Genomic DNA, 21911 nt, shown 5'->3' with positions numbered 1-21911 from the left:
TTTACTTCACCACCTTTGGCACATGTACATGCCCTGCTTTTGCACTTTTCACATTCAGAAGCGCGGCTTCCTGTGATATTACATTATCTACGCTGTCCTCACGCAGAAATGTCGTTTCTGCTTCAAACGGGTAGATCATTTCTTCAACACCCTCTGTATCAATGCCGTCCAGCAGCTCGATCTGCTGCAGCAATACCTTAAATTCCTCCTGCAGCTCACTGACCTCTTCATCATTCAGATCAAACATGATGTCATGTGCCAGCTTCTTGAAATATTCTGCACTAAATTCTTCCATGATTGCCTCCATTCCTTCGCCTTGCGCGATTCAGATTTCTGAAAAAGAGAATGCGTTTTGTTCGATACCGTCACATCTCTTTTCGATCTTCCCTTTTTTATTTATACCGTTGTATGAAAATCTTGAAAAGGCATAGCAACAGTTCCTACAAAATTCATTTTATTCTTCTTTTCTATTTCTGGATTAATACAGCAGTGTCTGTGCAACCGTACTGCTGGTACCCTTGTTTCTCGTAATGGTGGCGACATCTACATCATCCGCCTTGACTACGACCGTGATTTTAAAATTATTGCTGGAAAAGATGGAAAGCCGCTCATCCAGCAGCTGCACCGCCGCAATGACCTCATCCGCACTCTTGGCATGCAGCTTCACATTGATGCGCAGATCTGTCAGCTCATTATCCATGAAATGACCTTTGCCGATCATGTCGATATCCTGTCCCAGAAAATCCTGAAAGCTCGCCTTGTAGCGGTCGAAATAGGTTGCGTTTGTCCCGTCCAGCTTGGTTGCCGTGCTTGTTGGAAACAATGCCCATTTTTCATTGATTGCCTTGAATTCCGCATTGGTCTTGGATTCAAAATAGGCTTCCTCAAAGTACGTTCCCGGCAGCGTCGCATCATCGCTGGAGGTATTATACAGCGCTACATAAATCGGTGTGTTGTTTCCGATTTCCGGCTTTGCCTTTCGCAGATAATTAACCAGCTTACGCGCACATTCCTCGCCATACAGCTTCATTTTATCGCTATCGATGGTTGCCTCCTTTGGTTCCGTTCCGATTTTATCATTGAATACGAGCGCCAGTGACAGCCCCTTCAGCTCCTTGTTCTGATACCAGTCATATTCAAAGATATCCAGCAGCAGCACATCATTGGCTGTTATTTTTTTATCCCCGTCATCGGTTGGAAACACATCACCGACTGCAGGATTTAAACCGTTTGCATTTTTCTTGCTCGTTCTCCCCAGCAGTCCGCTGTTATCCGCGGAGGCATCCAGTGTATTGTAATCCAGATATTTTCCACCCCGAAAGGCATACGTCTTACTGGAGAAATATTCCTTGGAAAGCTCCATCAGCCCGGTACCGATGGTCAGGGTATCACTCAGATTGGTTTGCATCTGGGCATGCTTCTGCCCCGCATCACTCACTGAAAACGGCAGCAGTGCAGAGTATTCCCCTTCGTTGATGGCCTTTGTTTCCTCACTGCTTTTATCATTGTCCGCCTTGTTTTTATCTTCCTTATTACAGCCGCCGAGTACCAGCATGCAGCTGCAAAGAAGCAGAATCGGGACTGCTCTAGGTTTCCTGTTCATTTCCGTTCACCTCTTTCATAAAGGTATCCTCATCCATTGTCATGACACCGAGGGAATTCGCTTTGGTCAGCTTGCTGCCGGCCGCCTCGCCGTAAATGACAAGGTCGGTTTTTTTGGAAACAGAGCCGCTGACATTGGCCCCGAGAGATTCCAGCAACGCCTTGGCATCATTTCGTGTCATCTGCGTCAGCGTACCGGTCAGTACGATGGTTTTGCCGCTGAATGAGCTTTCCTGAATCTGCTCAGCCTCGGTATCCATCCGCAGGCCATAGCCCTTTAAATGGGCAATCAGCTCCATGTTCTTCGGCTCATGGAAAAAGGCGGTGATGCTCTCTGCCGTAATCTGTCCGATATCCTTGATTGCCACAAGCTCTTCCTCATTCGCTGCCATCAGTGCATCCATGCTCAGAAAATGCTTTGCCAGAACCCTTGCGGCTTTCTTGCCGACCTGGCGGATGCCCAGTCCATAGATCAGATCCTCCAGCGGATTCTGCTTGCTGTCCTCAATGGCATCCAGCAGCTTATCTACCGACTTTTCCTTAAAGCCCTCCAGATCGATCAGCTCCTGCCGATGCTCCTTCAGGCAGTATATATCTTCAATGGTATTCAAAAAGCCCTGCTTATGGAAAAATTCCACTTTCTTATCACCCAGTGTATCGATATCCATCGCATCCCGACTCGCAAAATGAATCATGCTTTCCACAACACGGGCGGGGCAGTCCTGATTGATGCAGTAATGGGCAGCTTCCTCAGGAAAGCGTACCAGCTCACTTCCGCAGATCGGGCAGTGTGTTGGAAAGTGATAAACCGCCTGCGTATCGTTTCTTCTCTCAAGCAGTGGTCGAACGACCTCCGGTATGATATCTCCGGCCTTGCGTACCACGACATCATCATGAATACGGATGTCCTTTTCCTTAATCATATCCTCATTGTGCAGCTGTGCCGCCGATACCGTTGTACCCGCAACCCGCACCGGCTCCAGTACGGCATTCGGAGTAATACGTCCCGTTCTTCCAACCGTTACCACGATATCCAGCAGCTTTGTGATAACCTCTTCGGCCGGAAATTTATATGCAATCGCCCAGCGCGGCACCTTGACCGTGGAGCCCAGACGATTTTGTGCGTCCAGATCATCCACCTTGATGACCATACCGTCAATCGCGTAGGGCAGATCATTTCGCTGCTCTGTAATTTCTTCGATAAACTGCCACACCTCATCGATGCGCCCACACACCTTACGAAGCGGATTCACCCGCAGATGCATTTCACTCATCTTCTGCAGTGCCTCTTCATGGGAATGAATATCGTATTCCTGTGCATTCACAAAGTAATACCAGAAGGCATCCAGCTTACGCTTTGCCGCAACAGAGCTGTCCAGCTGACGGATACTTCCCGCCGCCGCATTTCGCGGATTCGCAAACAGTTCTTCCCCGTTCTTTTCCCGTTCCTCATTCAGCATCTGAAAGCTGGCATTGGGCATATACACCTCTCCGCGCACTTCCACCTCACCCTGTAGCGGGATATGCATCGGAATGGATGGGATCGTTTTGACATTGTGCGTAACATCCTCACCGACAACACCGTCTCCGCGGGTCAGTGCCTGTACAAAGCGCCCGTCGCGATAAATCAGGGACATGGCAAGTCCGTCAATTTTCAGCTCCACCACATAGCGTGCGTTTGGCACCACTTCCCGCACACGCTCGTCAAAGGCATGCAGATCCTCCAGATTGAAGGCATTGCCCAGACTCAGCATGGTGCGCTTATGCTCCACCTTCGTGAATGCGTCCAGTACGACACCACCGACGCGCTGCGTGATGGAATTGGGATCGCGGTACTGTGGAAATTCATCCTCCAGTGCCACCAGCTCCTGATAATAGCGGTCATATTCCTGATCGCTCATGCTTGGCTGATCCAGTACGTAATATTCGTACGCCAGCCTGTCCAATATACTTCGTAATTCTAAAATCCTCTGCTGACTCATTAGAAACCTCCTATTTTTTCGATAAAGCCGGATGGTCGATCTTGATCTTTCGGATTCCGAATTTCTGTTCGAAGGCAATCGTTGCCAGCTGTTCCTCCAGCTTGATGACAACGCCGTCTCCGAAGCTTTCGTGATGAACCAGATCGCCTTTTCTTATTTTACCCTTTTTCTTAGGTTTCCTATCCTCATTTATGATTGGTGCTCCGTCAAATGAATCTGCAATGCGCACATCGCTTAATTTTCGCTCGGCCTGTCTTGCATAGCCGCTGCTTTCCTGAGGACGATGCTGTACCAAGTCACTGTGCATGGACAGAAAGTCACTGCCGCTGAAGGTATCGACATCGCTGGAAAATGTATTCCGCGGTTTTGCGCCGACATCCTCGATACAGTCCTCGGGAAGCTCCTTGATGAACCGGGAGGTTGTTTTGATTTTATCCAGTACATAGCTGTAGCCGTAGGAGTCGGATAAAAACAGCTGTTTTTTAGCCCGGGTAAAGGCTACATAGGCAAGACGGCGTTCTTCCTCCAGCGCCGGTTGTCCGCCTTCTCCCACAGAGCGTTCATTCGGGAAGATTCCCTCGCATAGGCTGTACACAAAGACATTATCAAATTCCAGCCCCTTTGCGGCATGAATCGTCATCAGCTGTACAAAGTCCCCGTTCTCCTGTTCCTCCTTATCGGAATACAGGGAGATTTCCTGCAGGTATTCATTCAGGGTACCCTCCGGATGTGCTTCCACATAATCCGAGATATCCCCGATCAGCTCCTTGATATTTTCCAGACGCTCTATTTCCTTGTCTTCCCGCAGCATATTTAGATAACCGCTGTCCTCCAGCACCTTCTCCAGCAGCTGGTCGATGCTGATGGTATCCACCAGCATGCGGCATTCCTCAATCATCGCAACAAACGCCTGTATGTTGGCTCTTGCCTTGCCCTTTCCGATTTCATATTCGCACAGGACATCATACATATTCGTTTCATCATGGTTTGCCTGCAGCTCGATGGTTTCCAGCGTCTTTGCACCGATTCCCCGCTTCGGAGAATTGATGACGCGCTTGACGGCAAGATTCTTGTACATCGCCTTGGGATCCTGTTCATCAAAGGGAGCCAACAGACGCAGATAGCTTAAGGCATCCTTGATCTCCGCACGGTCATAGAAGCGCACACCTCCGTAGATGCGATACGGAATATGAAAATCCAGCAGTGCTTTTTCCAGCCCTCTTGACAGAAAGTTGGAGCGATACAAGATTGCAATATCCCGATAGTCCACATGATCGTGATGCAGCGTCATGATTTTGCTGGCAACCCAGACCGGTTCGTTTGCATCATCCATAGCAGAGAAATGAATGATTTTATCCTCACTCTCCACACGGGTGAACAAATCCTTATCGATACGGTTGCGGTTATTCTTGATCAGTGCATTGGCACCGTTCAGAATCTGCTGGGTGGAACGGTAGTTCTCATTCAGCACAACGGTATGGCTGTCCGGAAAATCCCTTTCAAAATTCATAATGATATCCACCTGTGCACCACGCCAGGTATAAATCGTCTGATCGGGATCGCCGACCACGCACAGATAGCTGCCTTCCTTTACCAGCAGCTTGATGATGGCATACTGCAGATTATCGACATCCTGAAACTCATCGACATGCAGATACGTGAAGCGGCGCTGCCATTTTGCGCGTACATCTTCCTTGCTTTTCAATATACGGTGGGCAAAAATCAGCAGATCATCGAAATCCAGCGCATACATTTCCTTCAGGCGCTTCTCGTAAAACTCGTAGACATCGGCCTTGATCTGTTCGCCCGCCCATTTGCCAGCACCCGCCTTGGCTGTTGCGGCATCAATAAAATTCGTTTTGTTGTTGCTTATGTACGACAGCACACTGTTGTAGCTGTAGCTTTTGACATCGATATGCATCTGCTTGTAGGCATCCCGCAAAATGCTCTTTTGGTCATCCGCATCCAGAATCGTGAAATTCCTCGGATATCCCAGCTCCAGAATGTCCTCCCGCAACAGACGTACGCAAAAGGAGTGAATGGTGGAAATCGTAACCGCCTTGGCTACATCTCCCAGCAGATTCTCCACTCGCTCTTTCATTTCCCTAGCCGCCTTATTCGTAAAGGTGATGGCTAATACTTTATTCGGATATACTCCGCAGTCATTGATCAGATATGCAATTCTGGTCGTTACCACCCGGGTCTTTCCACTTCCTGCCCCCGCAATGATCCGCAGGTGATGATCCACACACTGTACTGCCTCTAACTGATGCTCATTCAATTGATCTAAAAACGACACAACATCACCTCTTATTTACCTTCTCGACTATTATACTATACTTTGTCTTCCTTTTCTTTAGAAAACAACTTCAATTATAACCCAAAACGGCATGGTACTCTATAGTTATTACGAAATTTTCAGAAATCTGCCATAGTATTTTAAATTTGTTTATACTATAATGTAGACTGACTAACTGAGGTGTGATACATATGGCAAAACAAAAACCGAAACGATACTATACCCGCACGATCGACCTGCTGTTTCTGCTGGCGTTTCTGATCGTGGGAATCGTATCCTTTACCATAGCATTTACCTTCGGCATCCTTCCTGTGAAATGGACGATGGCAGCCGCAGGTATCCTGCTGATTCTATTCCTTATATTATTTATGCTGTCCATGAAGAAGCTTCCCAAGTGGGCTGTGATCGTCAAGCGTCTGTTTATTCTTCTTTTGACGGTGGTTATCGGTACCGGGGGATATTTTCTGGATAAATCACGAAGCACGCTGCATAAGATGAGCAAAAATGCGGCAGGCTCCACCACGGAAATCTATGTGGTCGTGAAAAAGGGCAGCGGTATTGATTCCCTTTCCCAGCTGGAAGGCAAAACGATCGGCTATCAGAAGGGCGTCGATAAGAAAAATGCCGCCTATGCAAGGGAAAAGCTGGACAGCGAGGTTGGCAATACCACGCCCAAGGAAGAGCTGGATTATACAACGCTGTACAGCGATCTGAATCTGGAAACGGTGAATGCCTTTGTTATTTCCGATTCCTATTATGATATGTCCAAATCCAATATTGACGGCTTTGCGGACAGTGTGGATATCATTCAGACCTACAAAAAGAAAAATGATGCCGCCAGCGGTCCCGATATCGATGTCACAAAGGATACCTTCACCGTCTATCTGAGCGGACTTGATAATATGGGAAGTCCGGACCAGCAGACAAGAAGTGATACGAATCTGATTCTGATTGTCAATCCGAAGGCGAATCACATTGATATGGTGTCTCTGCCAAGAGACGGCTACATACCGAATGCCGCCTACGATTATAAAAACGACAAGCTGACGCATACCGGAAACGACGGGATTGAAAACAGTGTGGAAACGATACAGAACTTCTTCGGTATCCCGATTGATTACTATGCCCGTGTAAGCTTCAATTCCCTGATTGAAATTGTCGATACGATCGGCGGTATTGATGTGGATGTGGAAATTGACTTCTGTGAACAGGATGAAAATCGAAGCTTTAAGAAAGAGGATTTGATCTGTCTGAAAAAGGGCAAGCAGCACTTAAACGGCAAGCAGGCGCTCGCCTATTCCCGGCACCGTAAGACCAAGGGCTATGACAATGCCGGAAGAGAGCGTGCACAGCAGCGCATTATCAAGGCAATTATCAATAAGCTGATCTCCGCAAACGGGTTAACCAAGGTGAATGATCTGATGGATATTGCACCGAATTACATTATCACCAATATGCCGGCAGAGAAGATTGCGGATTTTGTATCCGGTGAGCTGAATGAGCTGAAGCCATGGACGATTTCCTCCATCACCAGCGATAACGGTGTCTATGAAGACCTGTATGTGGCAAGTCTGGATCCGTCCCTTGGTGTAAGCAATGTGTATCTATTCAGCCGGGATGAGGTGCATGCGGTTGTGAATGCCTATGATGCGGCACGCAGGCAGCTGCAGATGAACAGCTTTACGTTTAATTTGAATGATCTGTATGCGAATACTCCGAAGATCAATACCTCGGAAAACATACGCTATGCGGATATGGCAGAGAATCCGCAGTAAAGAAAACAAAACCATGCAGCGTCAGCGATGAGTGATATCGTTGAGGGCATGGTTTTTTGATGTTTGTTATCATGGTTTCATAATGCTTTGTCTATAAATACATCCGGGCAGTTTTCTGCCTGTTATTCAAATGGGTGTGTGTTTCCTGCGATTGTCCGCTGCAATCTGCATAATTTTTTTAAGCACACCGTATTGATCATTGGAAGCAATGATTTCAGATACCACTTTTTTTACTTGTTCCTGTGCATTTTCAGGCGCATAGGAATGTACAAAGCTCATCAGCATATCCATATCATTTCCACCATCTCCGAATACAGCAATTTTCTGTTTGTCCCATTGTTTCCGATGCGCCAGAAACATCAAAGCACTTGCTTTTGATATTGCTCTGTCCGTCAATTCAAAAACATTGGAATCGAAGGAAGCATTTACAATATCATTTTCAAACATAGTCAGTCTGTCGAGAAGGTCTGCACGTTTGTCCTGATGTAATTCCAAACCGTTTATTTTCAGAATATCCAACTTCAAGATTTCTTCACGCTTCGCTTGAAAATGAAACCGGCTGAGATATTCATCCAGATATCCGCTCTTTCCATTATCAAGAACCTTCTTTCTCCATATATCCCATTTCATATATTCCTCTATGTATTTTTTCCGTGGCAGCATCGTTAAAATTTTATCTTCTGTGAAAAATTCCAGGTTTGCATGCGGCATAGCATCCAGTATTCCCGCTACCGTCCTTTTCTTTATCGCCCCACGGAACAGTGTCGTTTTATCTTTATCCAAAATGAGTGCACCGTTCATAACGATAACATGAACCGGCAGCGCCCAGAGTCCTTCGCAACCTTTTACACCTGCAATCGTTCGCCCCGTTGTCACGACGAATTCATAACCATCCCTCAGAATCGCCTTCATGCCCTCATCCAGAATGGTATCCCATGCATAATCTGCATTTAATAATGTACCATCCAAATCACTTGCGAAATATTTAATCATAGAGTGCCTCCTCATCTTTTAAAAAAGACTTCATTTTTGAAGTCTTTCACCCTTGCTCTTATAATTTCTCTCCGTTACTTTCGATAACCTGTTTATAATAGTAGAAACTGTCTTTTTTATACCGGTTATAGGTACCGTTGCCATAATCATCTATATCCACATAAATAAAGCCGTAGCGTTTTGACATCTGTCTCGTGGATTCACTGACAAGATCAATACAGCCCCACCATGTATAGCCCCACAGCTCCACACCATCTTCATTTATGGCATCACTCATCGCCATGACATGCTCCTTCAGATATTCACAGCGGTACGGATCATGTATTTTTCCATCCTCTGTAATCTGATCACGTTCCCCCAGACCGTTTTCCACGATAAACAGAGGCTTCCTGTACCGGTCATAAATATCAACAAGTGAAATCCGCAATCCGGTTGGATCCGTCTGCCAGCCCCATTCAGAGGATGGCAGATATGGGTTTTTCACACCATTCACAGTATTTCCTGGTGCCATATCCAGACCTTCTGTTTCTGCAGCCATACAGCTGGTCATATAGTAAGAGAAGCTTACAAAATCAACTGTTCCCTCTTTTAAATCCGTCTCATCACTGTCTTTCCATTGTATGACATACCCCTTGTTTCTGATTTCATTGTTTAAATAATTTGGATATTCTCCAAACACCTGTATATCTACATAGCGGTAGATACTGCGCATCCGCTGCTGTGTCGCAAGATTGTCCTCCGGCTTACAGGTAAACGGATAGAAACACAGCTTTGTCATCATGCAGCCGATCTGTGCTCCGGGAACAAGCTCATGTCCCAGCTTCACTGCTCTTGCGCTCGCAACCATCTGATGATGCATTGCTTGATAAATCGCCTGTTCAAATGGGATATCAGCAAATCTGTCTTCAATCAGTGCTCCGCTTGTCACAGGATGCCTGAGCATAGCGTCCACCTCATTGAAGGTAAGCCAGTAAGTTACATATTCCCCAAAGCGTTCAAAGCAGACACGAGCATATTTTTCAAACAGATCAATGACCTCTCTTGAATACCAGCCACGATACTTTGTTGCCAGTACAACCGGTGGATCATAGTGGGAAAGCGTAACGAGCGGTTCTATGCCATATTTTTTACATTCCTTAAACATATCCTCGTAAAAAGCGATACCATCCTCATTGGGCTTCTCATCTCTTGGATCTGTAAAGATTCTCGCCCAGGAAATGGACATACGGAATATCTTATAGCCCATTTCCGCAAATAATTTAATATCTTCCTTGTAATGGTGATAGAAGTCGATTCCCCGTCTTTTTGGATAATTTGCATCCGGTCCAGCTGTCAGTGCTTCTTCTAAATCTCTGCTGCTGAATTGAAACTGCTTCGTAAAATCAGCAACGCCTACTTCACGATAAGGCAGACAATCTTCAATCGTCATACCTTTTCCATCCTCATTCCACGCTCCTTCAACCTGATTGGCCGCAGTTGCACCGCCCCACAGAAAGTCGTTTGGAAATTTCAATGGTGATGTATTCTTATACATAATTTTTCCTCCTATTTCAGAACCGTCAACAACGGTTCTCCTTTTACGATAATACCGCTTTCTTCATTCGCCAGCACATCCAGGTAGCTAGCGGAATTCGTGATGATAACAGGAGTGATCAGAGAATAGCCTTCTTTCAGAATTCCTGCCAGATCGACTTCCACCAGGATATCACCAGCCTGTACCTCCTGCTGTTCACGCACCTTCACATCGAAGTATTTCCCCTGTAAATTTGCTGTATTGATACCAATGTGAATAATACATTCCACTCCCTGCTTTGATGTCAGTCCGATTGCATGCTTTGTAGGATAAACCGCAGTGATTGTTCCATCAAATGGTGCAGCGATCACGCCCTCATCCGGATCAATCGCAATTCCCTTCCCCATACTACCAGAAGCAAACACGTCCTCCTCAACGTCACTCAGCTTCATCAGTGTGCCATTCATCGGTGCCTGTATCACTTCATTTCGGCTGTTTTCCACAGTCTTTGTATCTACAGCTGTACTTTCACAGCTGTTTTTTTCTTCAGATAAGCCCAATACCATAATCAACAGGAAGCCAAGGGCCGCAGACACGGCCATTCCCAAACATACTGCCCAGAATCCATCTCCCATGAAAACAGGCAAAGACAGGATACAGGAATTGACATATGCAGTTGACTGTCCACCAAAAGCACCGACGATTGCTCCACCGGCTGCACCGGCAATCATAACGGCAATCAGTGCATTTTTAAATTTCAGCAGTATTCCGTAAATTCCCGGCTCTGTTATTCCGATAAAGGATGATATAGCAGTGGATGCACCGATTGATTTTGTCTGTGTATTCTTTGATTTCACCCAGACTCCCATACAAACACCAAACAGTGCCAGTGTTCCCATTGTATTCATCGGCAGCAGGAAGTCAGACCCGAACTGATTGATATTTTCCAGTATTACTGCCCCCAGCGATAAATGCATTCCGGTTAATACGACCAGTAAGCGTGTACCACCAACAATAGCTCCGGCAATTACCGGTGATAAGTCATACAGGAATTTGACGACCATAACCAATCCCTGAGAAATATAGCTTGCCAGCGGGGCAATCGCAATCAGTGTCAGAGGTACCATCATCATCAATACGAGCATCGGTGTAAATACCAGACGCAAAACCTTGGGAATGAGCTTATCAATGAACGGATAAAACCAGCTCAATACCAGAACAGCAAGAACAATCGGAATACTGCTTGCCGCATATTTTACGAACGGAATCGGCAACCCCAGAAAATGCATAGGATCTGCCCCTGCCGCAAGACCCGCTGTCATGGTGGGATACAAAAGACAGCCTGCCAGCGCCAGTGCACAGGCGGTATCTGTTTTAAAGCGTTTGGATGCAGACCATGCTACTAAAAACGGGAAGAAATAGAATACACAGTCCCCCGCAATCGTAGCTACCTGAATAAAATCAGAGGCCGCATCAAATCCGCAGTAAGAGGTGAGAATCGTGATCAGACCCTTAATCATCCCGGTTCCTGCCAATACTGGTATCGTCGGCAGGAAAATAGCCGCCATGGTTTCAAATACGCCTGTGGCTCTGAATTTTTTCTTTTTCGCCATTGTCTCTTCATCATGGATGAACCCGGTCAGTGCAGTAACGGCATCATATACGCTGCCTACGTCGTTTCCGATGATGATCTGCAGCTGTTCCGTCTGATACTGCGCCCCCATTACCCCATCAATTTTTTTAATATGTTCCAAATCCACCTTTTTATAATCCTTTACATAAAAACGCAGCCTCGTCACACAGTGAAACATCTCCTTGATATTTTCTTTTCCGCCTACTTCTTTTAAAATCTGAGCGGCTGTTTTCTTCACGTCCATTACAGACTCCTTTCTACTTGTCAAAAAAGACCCAAATTAAGCTACCTTATAAGCTGTCTTATAAAGATAAGGTTAATTCAGGTCTTGCCTCTTTCATGAGTAACAATCCTAATCATTAGTCTCTCTAATTCGTTCAATATGTATTGTCAGATACAATCGTTCCTCATTTGTCAATGAGTACCCGAACTCCAGATTCATATATTTCACAATTCTGTTAACGCACTCATAGGAATCGGGATATTTCAGCTTTACAATTTCCAGTAGTTGAACATCTTCCTTCGCTTTGCCCTGTATTTTTTTAGCGGTTATGCGTTGTGCAAAAAATTTCAGATGCGTAACTAAGCGATAATATGAGATGGAATCCTCCTGAAATGTCATGTTGAAGAAATTTTTAATAACGGTCAGGGTATCCTGTACGATACGTGTCTGCTGAACCGTATCCTGCATACTTCCGCCTGTACTGGCATTGACGAAATGAAGCGCGATAAAGGCTGCTTCATCCTCCGGCAGCTGAACGTCAAATGTTGTATTGATCAATTCCACAGCTTCTTTGCCTGCTGCAAATTCATCTTTATACAGAACCTTAGTCTCCAGCAGCAGCCGATTCTCAATCAGCATACCTTCCCGATATCTTTGAATTGTAAAATTGATATGGTCCATCAATGATATGTACAGATTATCATTAAAATCGTGATTCAGCTTCAGCTTTGCATTCAAAATGATCTTCTCCGCTATCTCCAGAAAGTCCATTGGTATTTCGCTTAACATCTTCTGAAATCTCGCTGTTAATTCAGGAATCTGCTGTGTAAAAATACGTTCTATTTTTGAATCATCAATTTGATCTCCATATTTTTTCTGAAATGCGATACCATTTCCAAGTACAATGACATCCTCATGATTCTCATCCATTGAAAGCACAACGTTATTGTTTAATACTTTCACAATATTCACGCATATCCCTCCTTAAATATTAAATATAAAAAAAATACAGACCACCCAAAGTAACATCTTTTACTTTCGGTATTGCCTGTAACCAGTAACAATCCTCATCAAGTTTATTTTGTAAACGTTTACGAAATTATAGTATATCAGATTCACGGTAATGTCAACCGAAAAATTTATTTTACAACTAAAAACCTATATAGCGGTAATACTTCCTTTGTTGAAAGATACCACCTTGGAATACCTACATATGCTTTTTCAAATTAACAAGATCTTAAATAGCAATACATCCTATCTGTCAACTCGTGGACAAATGTCCTTGAAAACGCTATCACAAATTGGCATAATGTCCATGGTCGTAAATATGTAAAGCGAGGTACAGACAATGCATGTAAGAGAAGAAATCAACGAAGCGTACGAGTATATCAGAAAGCGTACGCACTACACTCCCGCAATCGGAATCATTTTAGGGACCGGATATCATCAGCTTGCTGATATGATCGAACAACCTGAGCAGTACCGCTATGCGGATATCCCCCATTTCCCGGTGCCCGGTGTCGCAGGACATGAAGGAACCCTGATCATCGGGAGAATACAGGGGAAAGAGGTGGTAGTCATGAAAGGAAGATGCCATTGCTATGAAGGCTATTCACCCAGCAGGGTAACACTTCCTGTTCGTGTCATGAAGCGTCTTGGTGTAGAAACCATCATCATTACAAACTGCAGCGGGCAGGCCGGTGAATCCGTAAAGGCACAGGATTTATTCGTCATTCGCAACCATCTGAATTTCTCCGGCTTCAATCCTTTGATCGGAGAAAATTTAGAGGAATACGGAGAGCGGTTTCCCGACCTTGCCTATCCATATAATCGAGACTGTATACAACAGATAAAAGAGCTTGCAGCACAGGAACACATTGAACTGAAGGAAGGCGTTTATGCAATGTTTTCGGGGCCGAGCTATGAAACCGTCATGGAAACCTATATGGCGGCAAGACTGGGCGCTGATATTGTCGGAATGTCCACCATTCCGGAGGTTATCATCGCCAATCACTGCGGGATGAAGGTTTTAGCCTTATCCGGTGTTCCATGTCCGGCAGCCGCCTATTCCGATCAGGAAATCACACATGAACAGGTAATGGAGAATTGTCAGAGCATTTCTGACAAAGCGATGATTCTGATTGGAAGATTCATCAAAGAATTATAGGAGGAGCCCATATGAATATCATTAAGAAGTCAACCGAACTAACCAAAAGCCCGATTTTTGCCATACTATCCTGTCTGCTCTGCATCCTTGCAGGCTACAGCATAAAGTCCAGCCTCATTGAAATCTTCGCCTCGGTGATGGGCATTATCAATGTATGGCTGCTATCAAAGGAAAAAATTTCAAACTTCATATTTGGTATTATCACCGTGCTTGCATATTTGTATATCTATTATACAACAGGCTTATACGCACTGGCGATTCTGGCCTGCTTTCAGGTCATCTTCAATATCTATGGATGGTATTACTGGGGAATGGGGGATGACGGCAACAGCACAAAAACATCCGGCTTAAACAGACAGGGGCAGCTTCTCTGGATTGCGATCATCCTGCTTCTGTGGGCTGTATGGGGTTATGTGGAAATCAATATCCTGCATGCTCAGAATGCCATCCTGGACAGTCTGACAGCTATCCTTGGCTTTATCGGTCAATACTGGCTGAGCAGAAAGCTGTATGAAAACTGGATTTTATGGATTATAAGCAATCTTCTCTTCATGGTAATTTATGTCCTGAACGGCTATTTTATCATGCTGATTCTGGTGATTATTCAATTCATCCTCTCCATTGCCGGATTGATAGAATGGTACGAAAGCTATCTCGAGCAGGGCAGAAATAAAATCATGTTCTGATTCGCATGGAAATACTTATATAATCTGTGATATTATACATATGATACACGTTGGAGGTACGTATGAAACCTGATCTGACAACCTTTATAGCCGCCTGTCCTGCCGATATCCGCTCTCATTTTCAGGAACAGACCTATTCCTTTCAGGATAAGCTGATGGAACAGAATAAAAAAAGTGACTGCATCTACATCCTGTTGAGCGGAATTGTAAAAAACTATCACTCTGAAATCAATGGAAATGTCTACATAGAGGATATTGATACCGGTGTGACGATTTACGGAGAGCTGGAGGCACTCATTGATAAAGAGACCGTCTCCACCGTGGAAGCCGTTACGGAATGCAGGGTGCTGAAGCTGGAAAATGCACAGTTTCTAAAATGGCTGCGTGCAGATAATGCATTTACCTTATATATTACGACGTTGATTGCACAGAGGAATTACGCTTGCAGTAAACGGGAAAGAGTAAATGCCTTTTACCCCCTGAAATACAGAATTATGTATATGATTTACAACACTCTGTGCAAAAAAGACCTCACGATCACCAAGGATCTTCTGGTAGAGGGAACGGGCTCCAATATACGCAGCATCAACAGGGTTGTGCATACATTGATCAGGGATGGGATTCTGGATTATAAGTCAGGTATTATAACGGTTCATTCCATGGAACGCCTGGAGGAAGAAATAAAGCTTTACAGCTAACGCAGCACTTGTTCACGCGTTGGATGAAACAAAAGTGTTTCCTAACGCTTATGCATCGGATATAAATCAAACAGCTGCAGTGGATTTCTATCTGTCTGACGAAAGCTTTTCTGATTGTTTTTTTCAGTAAGCATGGATTTCCTGACAGAAAGCTCCACCGTTGATTATCAAAACAGCTTTTCCATTGTCATAAGGATTCCCCGATAGGATGCTTTATGATAACCGGAAAGGATTGCTCTCAGGCGCAGCCTTGGCTGCACGTTTTGTGATGGCAGCTTTTCTGTTTTGAATATGTAAAAAGGCAGGACGAGAGCTGAGATTTGTAGTATACTGTACCTGCAAGCTATCAGATCGTTCTGCCCTGTTCTTTTACAGATGAATGACGTTGCCGCTTTCTGCGGATGCATGCACTGCGGCAGCGATTCTTGTCGCCTGTAAACCATCATACGCATTTGTCCGGAAGGAGCGCTGGTTTACGATGTCACTGACGAAGTCCTGCATCGGCTCCAGTCCAAAGCCGCTTGCATTATGTTCATCAAATTTCATGAAGATATAGTTTGGCAGACTTGCCTTTTTGTCAGTATAGGTTTTAACTCCCCGATAGGATTCATTCTTCAGATACTTGTGCTCCGTCACGATCACAAGCTGTCCGTCATTTGATTTCGGATACGTATTGGGAAGAATCCAGGAGTTTTCCACCGTCCAGCTGCTTCCATCCTGCATCGTCAGAATGGCCTGGATACTGTCATAGGTCTGATAGCCTTGCTTTTTTAGTACCTGTTTATTCCCGACTGCATACACGCTCTCCACCTCACTGCCGCTTACATAGCGAATCAGATCATAGCAGTGCACACCGAGAAACCAGGAGGGTGAGGATTGATCAGTCCAGGTAAACCAGTTCATAGGAACATCGATCACATCATCCAGTGACATATAGCCGCGGATGATGTTTTCTTTATCCATCAGGATTTCATCACGCATATTGTTATAGGCCGGATCCCAGCGTTTATGGAAGTCCACGGCAATCTGCACACCGTACTTCTCTGCCATGGCAATCAGTTCTTCACATTCTTCTACGGAGGTTGCCAGCGGTTTTTCAATCATCAGATATTTGATACCTGCCTCCATGGCAGCCCTTGCCGGTTCATAGTGATAAGGGTCCGGTGTCGCAATGCTGATAGCATCCAGCTTCTCTGCCGTAATCATTTCCTTGACATCTGCATAGCCTCTGATCTGATAGCGGTTTTGTGTGGCTGCTCTGCGCTCCTCGTTCAAATCACAGAACACCACCGTTTCCACATGCGGGTCACAACTATACGTATGGATATGATAATTACCGTAAATTCCGGCTCCTACCACTCCGATGTTAACTTTTTTCATACTACCTACCTCTTTCTTTTACCTATTAAAATACTTATTTCGCTCATAACGCATTAGACAATCCCCCTTTGCCTGCTTCATTTTCTAAATCCCATTATACTTTATACAGGGCTCGCCTTATTCATAATACTTCGCTTCAAATGCCGCATCCTCTTTCGCATAATAGCGCTCGATAATCTTTCCGCCTAACAGAACTGCGATATCAATGATTATCAGGATGCCTGCACCGATCAGTGGTGTCTGAGCCAGGACGGTCGGCAGCCAGATAAACATATTTCCAAGAGCCATGGTCGTTGCCTGCTGTCCGGCCTGTACATAGCTCAGCCCGGCATTGGAGGCGAGCTCCGTGAACAGCGGTGCTGCCCAGCTTGAAATCCACAGCACGATCGGAATAAAAATCAGGCTGGATATAATTGTTCTTTTACGGTTACCGCGGTGAACGATGGTCGCAAAGCACACATAGAAGGCCGCAAACGGTACCTCACCAAGGGGCAGCGTGGTATTGCCGGGAAGAATTGCCGCAAAGACCATGAAGACCGGAATCATCAGAAAGCCGACACTGATTGTCACAGGATGTCCGATGGTTACCGCAGAATCCAGTCCGATATACAGTTCTCTGTCCTTAAAATGTGTGGTGAAGAATTTCTTTGCCTGATTGGATATCGGAATCAGACCGTTGACGATCATTTTTACCATTGTCGGAAACAGCATCATGATCGCAGCTGTCTTCATCATCACATCCGCAATCCCCTTGAAATCATAGCCGGCTACCACGCCGAACAGCAGTCCCATGATCAATCCCAGATAGATTGGCTGTCCCAGCACAGAGCCGATCACCTTTCCGATACCGTGCTCTCCACTCTCCTCTTCACTTTCCTTACGGTGCTTCAGATAGGGAATCCGGTCATATACCTTATCCAGCAGCATGAACAGCGGTGCACTTGCCGCCGCAAAGCCGTGTGGAATGGAGATGGCATCAATACCGATAATTTCCTGTGTGCGATGTGCCATGACATCTGCGACCTTCAGTCCCAGAATGGCATGCGTGACTCCTGCCAGGATTGCCAGCCAGTAGCTTCCGGTAAGGAGCTGAACAAAGCCTGCTGTTATAGCAAAATACCAGAAGTTGTAAATGTCGACATTTACTGTTTTGGTCAGCTTTAAAGCGACCAGAACGATATTGGTAATCAGAATGACGATAATCAGCGCAGCCCCAAGCAGACTTCCGAAGCCAACAGCTGCCGCCGGTGATCCGCCGACATCGATTGCGGTCAGATTCAGATCCAGCACCTTGACCATTTCATTGATGACCGGTGACAGGGAATCTGCCGTTAGGGTTGATACAATACTGACTCCGATGAGTCCGATTCCCACCGTTACCCCCGCTTTGATGGCCTTGGAAGGCTTCAGTCCGAAAATCAATCCGATGATGCACATCAGAATCGGTACAAATACATAGCTTCCCAGGTCGACGATATACTGAATGATGTCTAATACTGTCTGCATAATTTTCTCTCCTGTTCTTATCCGCACGCTACGCGAGAATATCCATAATCTGTTGCGTAACTGCTTCTTCATTGATGCCTGTCAGGTAGGCACTGCCGTGAACGAGCGGTGTTGTGAATTTCTTCTTTACCTTCATCGTCGTGATGATCAGATCCACCTGACCGTCATAGCTCTCTACCTCATGCAGGGTGCATTGCATGATTTCACAGGAAATCCCATGCTCCTTCAGTTCCTCCTCCACCTTTTCACGAACCATGCTGGAGGTTGCCAGTCCTGCCCCGCAGGCGATTACAATTTTTTTCATATTCGTAGCCTCTCCTTTTCCTTATGATTTCTGTCCTTCTATAAATGCATTCAGCTGCCTGCATACCTCATCTGCATCATGCAGCCTCACAAGCCGGGTAAACAGCGTGTCATCCCCCAGCATCCGCATGATGGTCTGCAGCATTCCCAGCTGCTCATGGGCACTGCTGATTGCCATGAGAAACACCATGTCAACGTCAATTTCACTGTCCGTATCCTCCATGTTGCAAAAGCGAATCGGATGCTGCAGGATAGCCAGTGCAACATGATTGCCGCTGATTGCCGGATCAAAGGCATGTGGAATAGCGATAGCAGCACATTTGGTACGCAGCCCGGTTGGATATTCCTGCTCACGCAGCAGCACCTTATCCGCATATGCCGCATCACTGCATCCATGTGCTTTCAGCTTATCCGCCAGATGGCGAATGACCTCTTCCTTGTCCTTTACACATACATCCGTTTCAATCAGCTGTGGTATGAATTGAAATCCCATCTTCTCTACCTTCCTTCGATTCCTTTGCCTGAAAACATTGAAACAGCTCCTGCGGCGTACTGCTTTTCAACAGGCTTCGCAGTGTCGCTTCATCCGTAACTACACTCGCCAGCATCTTCAGGATTCGCAGATGTGATTTTGAATCTACAGAAGCCAGAATCATCAACAAGCGGATCGGTATGCTTCCATCGTCAAAATATACCGGTTTTTTTAATGACAAAATGGAAATCTGATTTTTCCGCACGCCCTCCTCAGGCCTTGCGTGTGGAAGTATGATGTAGGGTCCGGCCATGAAGTAAGGTCCCCATGCCTCAATATTGCGAAGTATGGCTGCTGTATACCTCTCTTCCACAAAGCCGTTTTGAATCAATGGCTTCACTGCGGTTTCTATAGCGGATTTCCAGTCACAGGAGCGCTCCTGTATCTGAATGTTCTCAACGGACAGCACTTCTTCTTTCATTGCCTTCACCTCCATGCCTGAAAGATATGCATCTCTTTACATGTTCATTATACAAATGACGGTAAACAGAAAAAAGTCCAACCTGACTGAACTTGAAAGTGCAAGTCGTTGGACTCTATCGTATTAAGAGAAAGCAAACTGCAGAAGCCTTCGCACCTCGGCTGCATTTTCGCATTCATCCAACCGTCTAAGAAGATCCCTGTTTCTGCTCAGCTGCAGGATTTCATGCAGGACATTCAGATGCTTGTCGTGAGCGGCGTCTGACAGTACAAACAGATACCGCAGCGAAGATACCTCATCAAAGGGTACATCCCGCTTGACTATCAGGAAGGACAGTCCCAGACGGAAGGCGCCATGCTCCGGCTTCGCATGAGCTACGGCAACGGAATTCGCCAGCAGGATATATGGTCCGTATTCATCCACCAGATGGATCATCTCCTGCACATAGCTGTTTTGAATGACACCGCGGCTCAGCAGCGGTGTGGATGCCGTCTGAATCATCTCCTTCCAGGAGTCCACCTGCTCCAGAACCTGTATATCCTCCTCCTGCAATATATCCAGCAGACCGAGCTGCTCTTTATCATGAATACCGACAAAGGAGTTTCCACGGTTCAGATAGGCCAGAACATCCCGCTTCAGGGCGTCCATATCCGTTTCCTTCACATAGGAGGCGATGATGGAAAACAGACCGCCCAGCTTTTCATTGTTGATTTCATAGCAGTCGAAATTCAGCATCATCATGGAAGCAATTCGTGCCTTATCCTCTCTGCTTAAAATCGGATGCACCTGTATTACTGGCACCTCGCTTTGTACATCGATTGTCGATACAATGAAATCCACCTGCTGCTCATATTCCTGCACATGCTCCAGACTCGCGGTATCCACAACCCGCACATTCGCATACAGCCCCTCAATTTCCCGCTTGAGAAGCATGGATGTGGAAATCCCGCTGGGACAGACAATCAGAATACGGATTTCATCATAGCAGCGCACCCCCTGCTTCAGATGTCCGCCGAAATGCATGGTCAGATAAGCGATTTCACTATCTATGATCGGCATCTGAAACAAATCCCTGAGGTCTTCGCATACCAGCTGTGTAATCATATAAATATCCTTGTACTGCTTCTGTATTTCATCGATCAGCGGGTTTACGACCTGGATGGAAAGACGGTTGTAATACATGGACAGCTTCAAATGCATATAGATGGAATTGATCAGGTCATTTTTATCATCAAAGGATACACATGCCGTACGCTCAAAGGTTTCCACAAGACGGCTGGATAATTCAAAGATGCGGATATCATGCTCATCATCCTGCGGACACAGCTCCCTGCTTGCCTTGGAGCCCAAAAGATGCAATGCGAGATACAGCCGCTCATGCACATTCAGCTCCTGAAAATAACGGTCAATCAAATCCAGCTCCTGTGTTTCACACAGATCACGCAGCTCCATGAGAGAAAAATCATACTGCTCCGGTGAATCGCGGATAATGCTCAGCATACAGGCGATGGATAGCAGATTGTCCTGTCGGTATTCATGCTCACGCTCACTGGATATTTTCTGTAGTCTTCCATAATAATCGTCCACCAGCGCTGTGTCCAGAAAGGGCAATGCGTGATAATTCACCTCATCCAGCAGCTGCTTCAGAAAATACAGCAGAACCGCCCGCTTGTTGAATGCCTTTCCCTCGATGCCGTATCCGTTTTTCAAATCGATGCGCAGCTCCAGACCATAGGCTTTCAGCTGCTCCTTCACATTCTTCAAATCACTGAACACGGTATTGCGGCTGCATTTTAACAACTGCATGATATCCTCCACATGAATAACTGCTTTGGGATAGATCATATAGCAGATCAGAAAGCTGACACGCTGCTGAGGTGTCAGTACATCCGGCTGCAGCTGCCGCTTTTGCAGAAGGGCGGATAGCTGCTGCTTCTGCTCATCCAACAGAAAATAACCGGCTCCCCGTTTGCACATCACAGGCTTTTGTGCATTCATCTGCAGTACCTCATTCGTTTTATTCACGATATAATACACACTTCGCCTTCCTGCATGCAAAAGCTGTGATATTTCATCCAACGCAATCGGTGTGCTTTGTTCCATAAGCAGCTGAATCAGCTGCAGCTGTTTTCCTGTAAACGGTATCATAACGGATCCCTCTTTCAATTCAAGTATCCTTATTCTATAATATTTGCGGC

18 protein-coding genes are annotated in these 21911 nt (G+C 45.8%); 4 read left to right on the top strand and 14 right to left on the bottom strand.

From position 1 onward, the window contains the following. Position 1: 1 nt before the first annotated feature. The 4 genes from gatC to ACESPQ_RS06920 form a co-directional block, all read right to left on the bottom strand. The gene (gatC, locus tag ACESPQ_RS06935; protein ID WP_002607587.1) at positions 2–295 is read right to left on the bottom strand and encodes an Asp-tRNA(Asn)/Glu-tRNA(Gln) amidotransferase subunit GatC; all 294 of its coding nucleotides are present in this window, start codon (positions 293–295) and stop codon (positions 2–4) included. 183 nt (positions 296–478) lie between these two features. After that, entirely contained in the window at positions 479–1603 is a 1125-nt protein-coding gene (locus ACESPQ_RS06930; protein ID WP_008728486.1) for a CamS family sex pheromone protein, read from the bottom strand. Next, complete coding sequence (ligA, locus tag ACESPQ_RS06925; protein WP_373144136.1) at positions 1587–3584, bottom strand: NAD-dependent DNA ligase LigA; 1998 nt, start codon at positions 3582–3584, stop codon at positions 1587–1589. The genes ACESPQ_RS06930 and ligA overlap by 17 nt, the downstream gene beginning before the upstream one ends. A 10-nt stretch (positions 3585–3594) precedes the next feature. After that, on the bottom strand, positions 3595–5883 hold the full coding sequence (locus ACESPQ_RS06920; protein ID WP_373144135.1) for an ATP-dependent helicase: 2289 nt from the start codon (positions 5881–5883) through the stop codon (positions 3595–3597). 191 nt (positions 5884–6074) lie between these two features. Here ACESPQ_RS06920 and ACESPQ_RS06915 point away from each other — a divergent pair, with 191 nt between their 5' ends. Then, positions 6075–7658 carry an LCP family protein gene (locus ACESPQ_RS06915; protein ID WP_002607591.1) on the top strand — a complete coding sequence of 528 codons (1584 nt, stop codon included), beginning with the start codon at positions 6075–6077 and terminating at the stop codon, positions 7656–7658. Positions 7659–7784: 126 nt separating this feature from the next. Here ACESPQ_RS06915 and ACESPQ_RS06910 read toward each other — a convergent pair whose 3' ends face one another. The 4 genes from ACESPQ_RS06910 to licT all read right to left on the bottom strand — a co-directional run bounded on the left by ACESPQ_RS06910 (position 7785) and on the right by licT (position 12992). Further along, a complete protein-coding gene (locus tag ACESPQ_RS06910) occupies positions 7785–8651 on the bottom strand; it encodes an HAD-IIB family hydrolase (protein WP_002607592.1) in 867 nt (288 codons plus the stop codon). 58 nt (positions 8652–8709) lie between these two features. Further along, positions 8710–10185: a family 1 glycosylhydrolase gene (locus ACESPQ_RS06905; RefSeq protein ID WP_373144134.1), complete on the bottom strand. Its 1476-nt coding sequence runs from the start codon at positions 10183–10185 to the stop codon at positions 8710–8712. Positions 10186–10196: 11 nt separating this feature from the next. Further along, positions 10197–12041, bottom strand: a complete 1845-nt coding sequence (locus ACESPQ_RS06900; RefSeq protein ID WP_109771331.1) for a glucose PTS transporter subunit IIA — start codon at positions 12039–12041, stop codon at positions 10197–10199. A gap of 108 nt (positions 12042–12149) precedes the next feature. Next, entirely contained in the window at positions 12150–12992 is an 843-nt protein-coding gene (licT, locus tag ACESPQ_RS06895; RefSeq protein ID WP_002607595.1) for a BglG family transcription antiterminator LicT, read from the bottom strand. A 376-nt stretch (positions 12993–13368) separates the two neighbouring features. Here licT and ACESPQ_RS06890 point away from each other — a divergent pair, with 376 nt between their 5' ends. The 3 genes from ACESPQ_RS06890 (at position 13369) to ACESPQ_RS06880 (ending at position 15571) form a co-directional block, all read left to right on the top strand. Continuing rightward, positions 13369–14187 (top strand): purine-nucleoside phosphorylase, encoded by an 819-nt coding sequence (locus ACESPQ_RS06890; RefSeq protein WP_044906356.1) that lies wholly within the window; start codon positions 13369–13371, stop codon positions 14185–14187. An 11-nt stretch (positions 14188–14198) separates the two neighbouring features. Beyond that, on the top strand, positions 14199–14873 hold the full coding sequence (gene pnuC, locus ACESPQ_RS06885) for a nicotinamide riboside transporter PnuC (protein ID WP_002607597.1): 675 nt from the start codon (positions 14199–14201) through the stop codon (positions 14871–14873). A gap of 62 nt (positions 14874–14935) precedes the next feature. Then, the gene (locus tag ACESPQ_RS06880) at positions 14936–15571 is read left to right on the top strand and encodes a Crp/Fnr family transcriptional regulator (RefSeq protein ID WP_257377024.1); all 636 of its coding nucleotides are present in this window, start codon (positions 14936–14938) and stop codon (positions 15569–15571) included. Between the two features lie 369 nt (positions 15572–15940). Here the strand turns inward: ACESPQ_RS06880 and ACESPQ_RS06875 are convergent, their stop codons facing one another. The 6 genes from ACESPQ_RS06875 to ACESPQ_RS06850 form a co-directional block, all read right to left on the bottom strand. Beyond that, positions 15941–16951 (bottom strand): Gfo/Idh/MocA family protein, encoded by a 1011-nt coding sequence (locus ACESPQ_RS06875; protein WP_022300116.1) that lies wholly within the window; start codon positions 16949–16951, stop codon positions 15941–15943. Positions 16952–17068: 117 nt separating this feature from the next. After that, complete coding sequence (locus ACESPQ_RS06870) at positions 17069–18457, bottom strand: PTS galactitol transporter subunit IIC (protein ID WP_118002609.1); 1389 nt, start codon at positions 18455–18457, stop codon at positions 17069–17071. Between the two features lie 28 nt (positions 18458–18485). Then, positions 18486–18761: a PTS sugar transporter subunit IIB gene (locus tag ACESPQ_RS06865; RefSeq protein ID WP_002607601.1), complete on the bottom strand. Its 276-nt coding sequence runs from the start codon at positions 18759–18761 to the stop codon at positions 18486–18488. Positions 18762–18782: 21 nt separating this feature from the next. After that, positions 18783–19253, bottom strand: a complete 471-nt coding sequence (locus tag ACESPQ_RS06860) for a PTS sugar transporter subunit IIA (RefSeq protein ID WP_022300117.1) — start codon at positions 19251–19253, stop codon at positions 18783–18785. Further along, positions 19222–19713: a PTS sugar transporter subunit IIA gene (locus ACESPQ_RS06855; RefSeq protein WP_373144133.1), complete on the bottom strand. Its 492-nt coding sequence runs from the start codon at positions 19711–19713 to the stop codon at positions 19222–19224. Before ACESPQ_RS06855 ends, ACESPQ_RS06860 begins: the two co-directional genes overlap by 32 nt. A 123-nt stretch (positions 19714–19836) precedes the next feature. Next, complete coding sequence (locus ACESPQ_RS06850; RefSeq protein WP_109771333.1) at positions 19837–21861, bottom strand: BglG family transcription antiterminator; 2025 nt, start codon at positions 21859–21861, stop codon at positions 19837–19839. Between the last annotated feature and the right edge of the window lie 50 nt (positions 21862–21911).

It is taken from the genome of Clostridium sp. HGF2 (assembly GCF_964240115.1).
Lineage (GTDB): Bacteria > Bacillota_I > Bacilli_A > Erysipelotrichales > Erysipelotrichaceae > Clostridium_AQ > Clostridium_AQ innocuum.
This window is presented reverse-complemented; position numbering and strand designations above follow the sequence as displayed.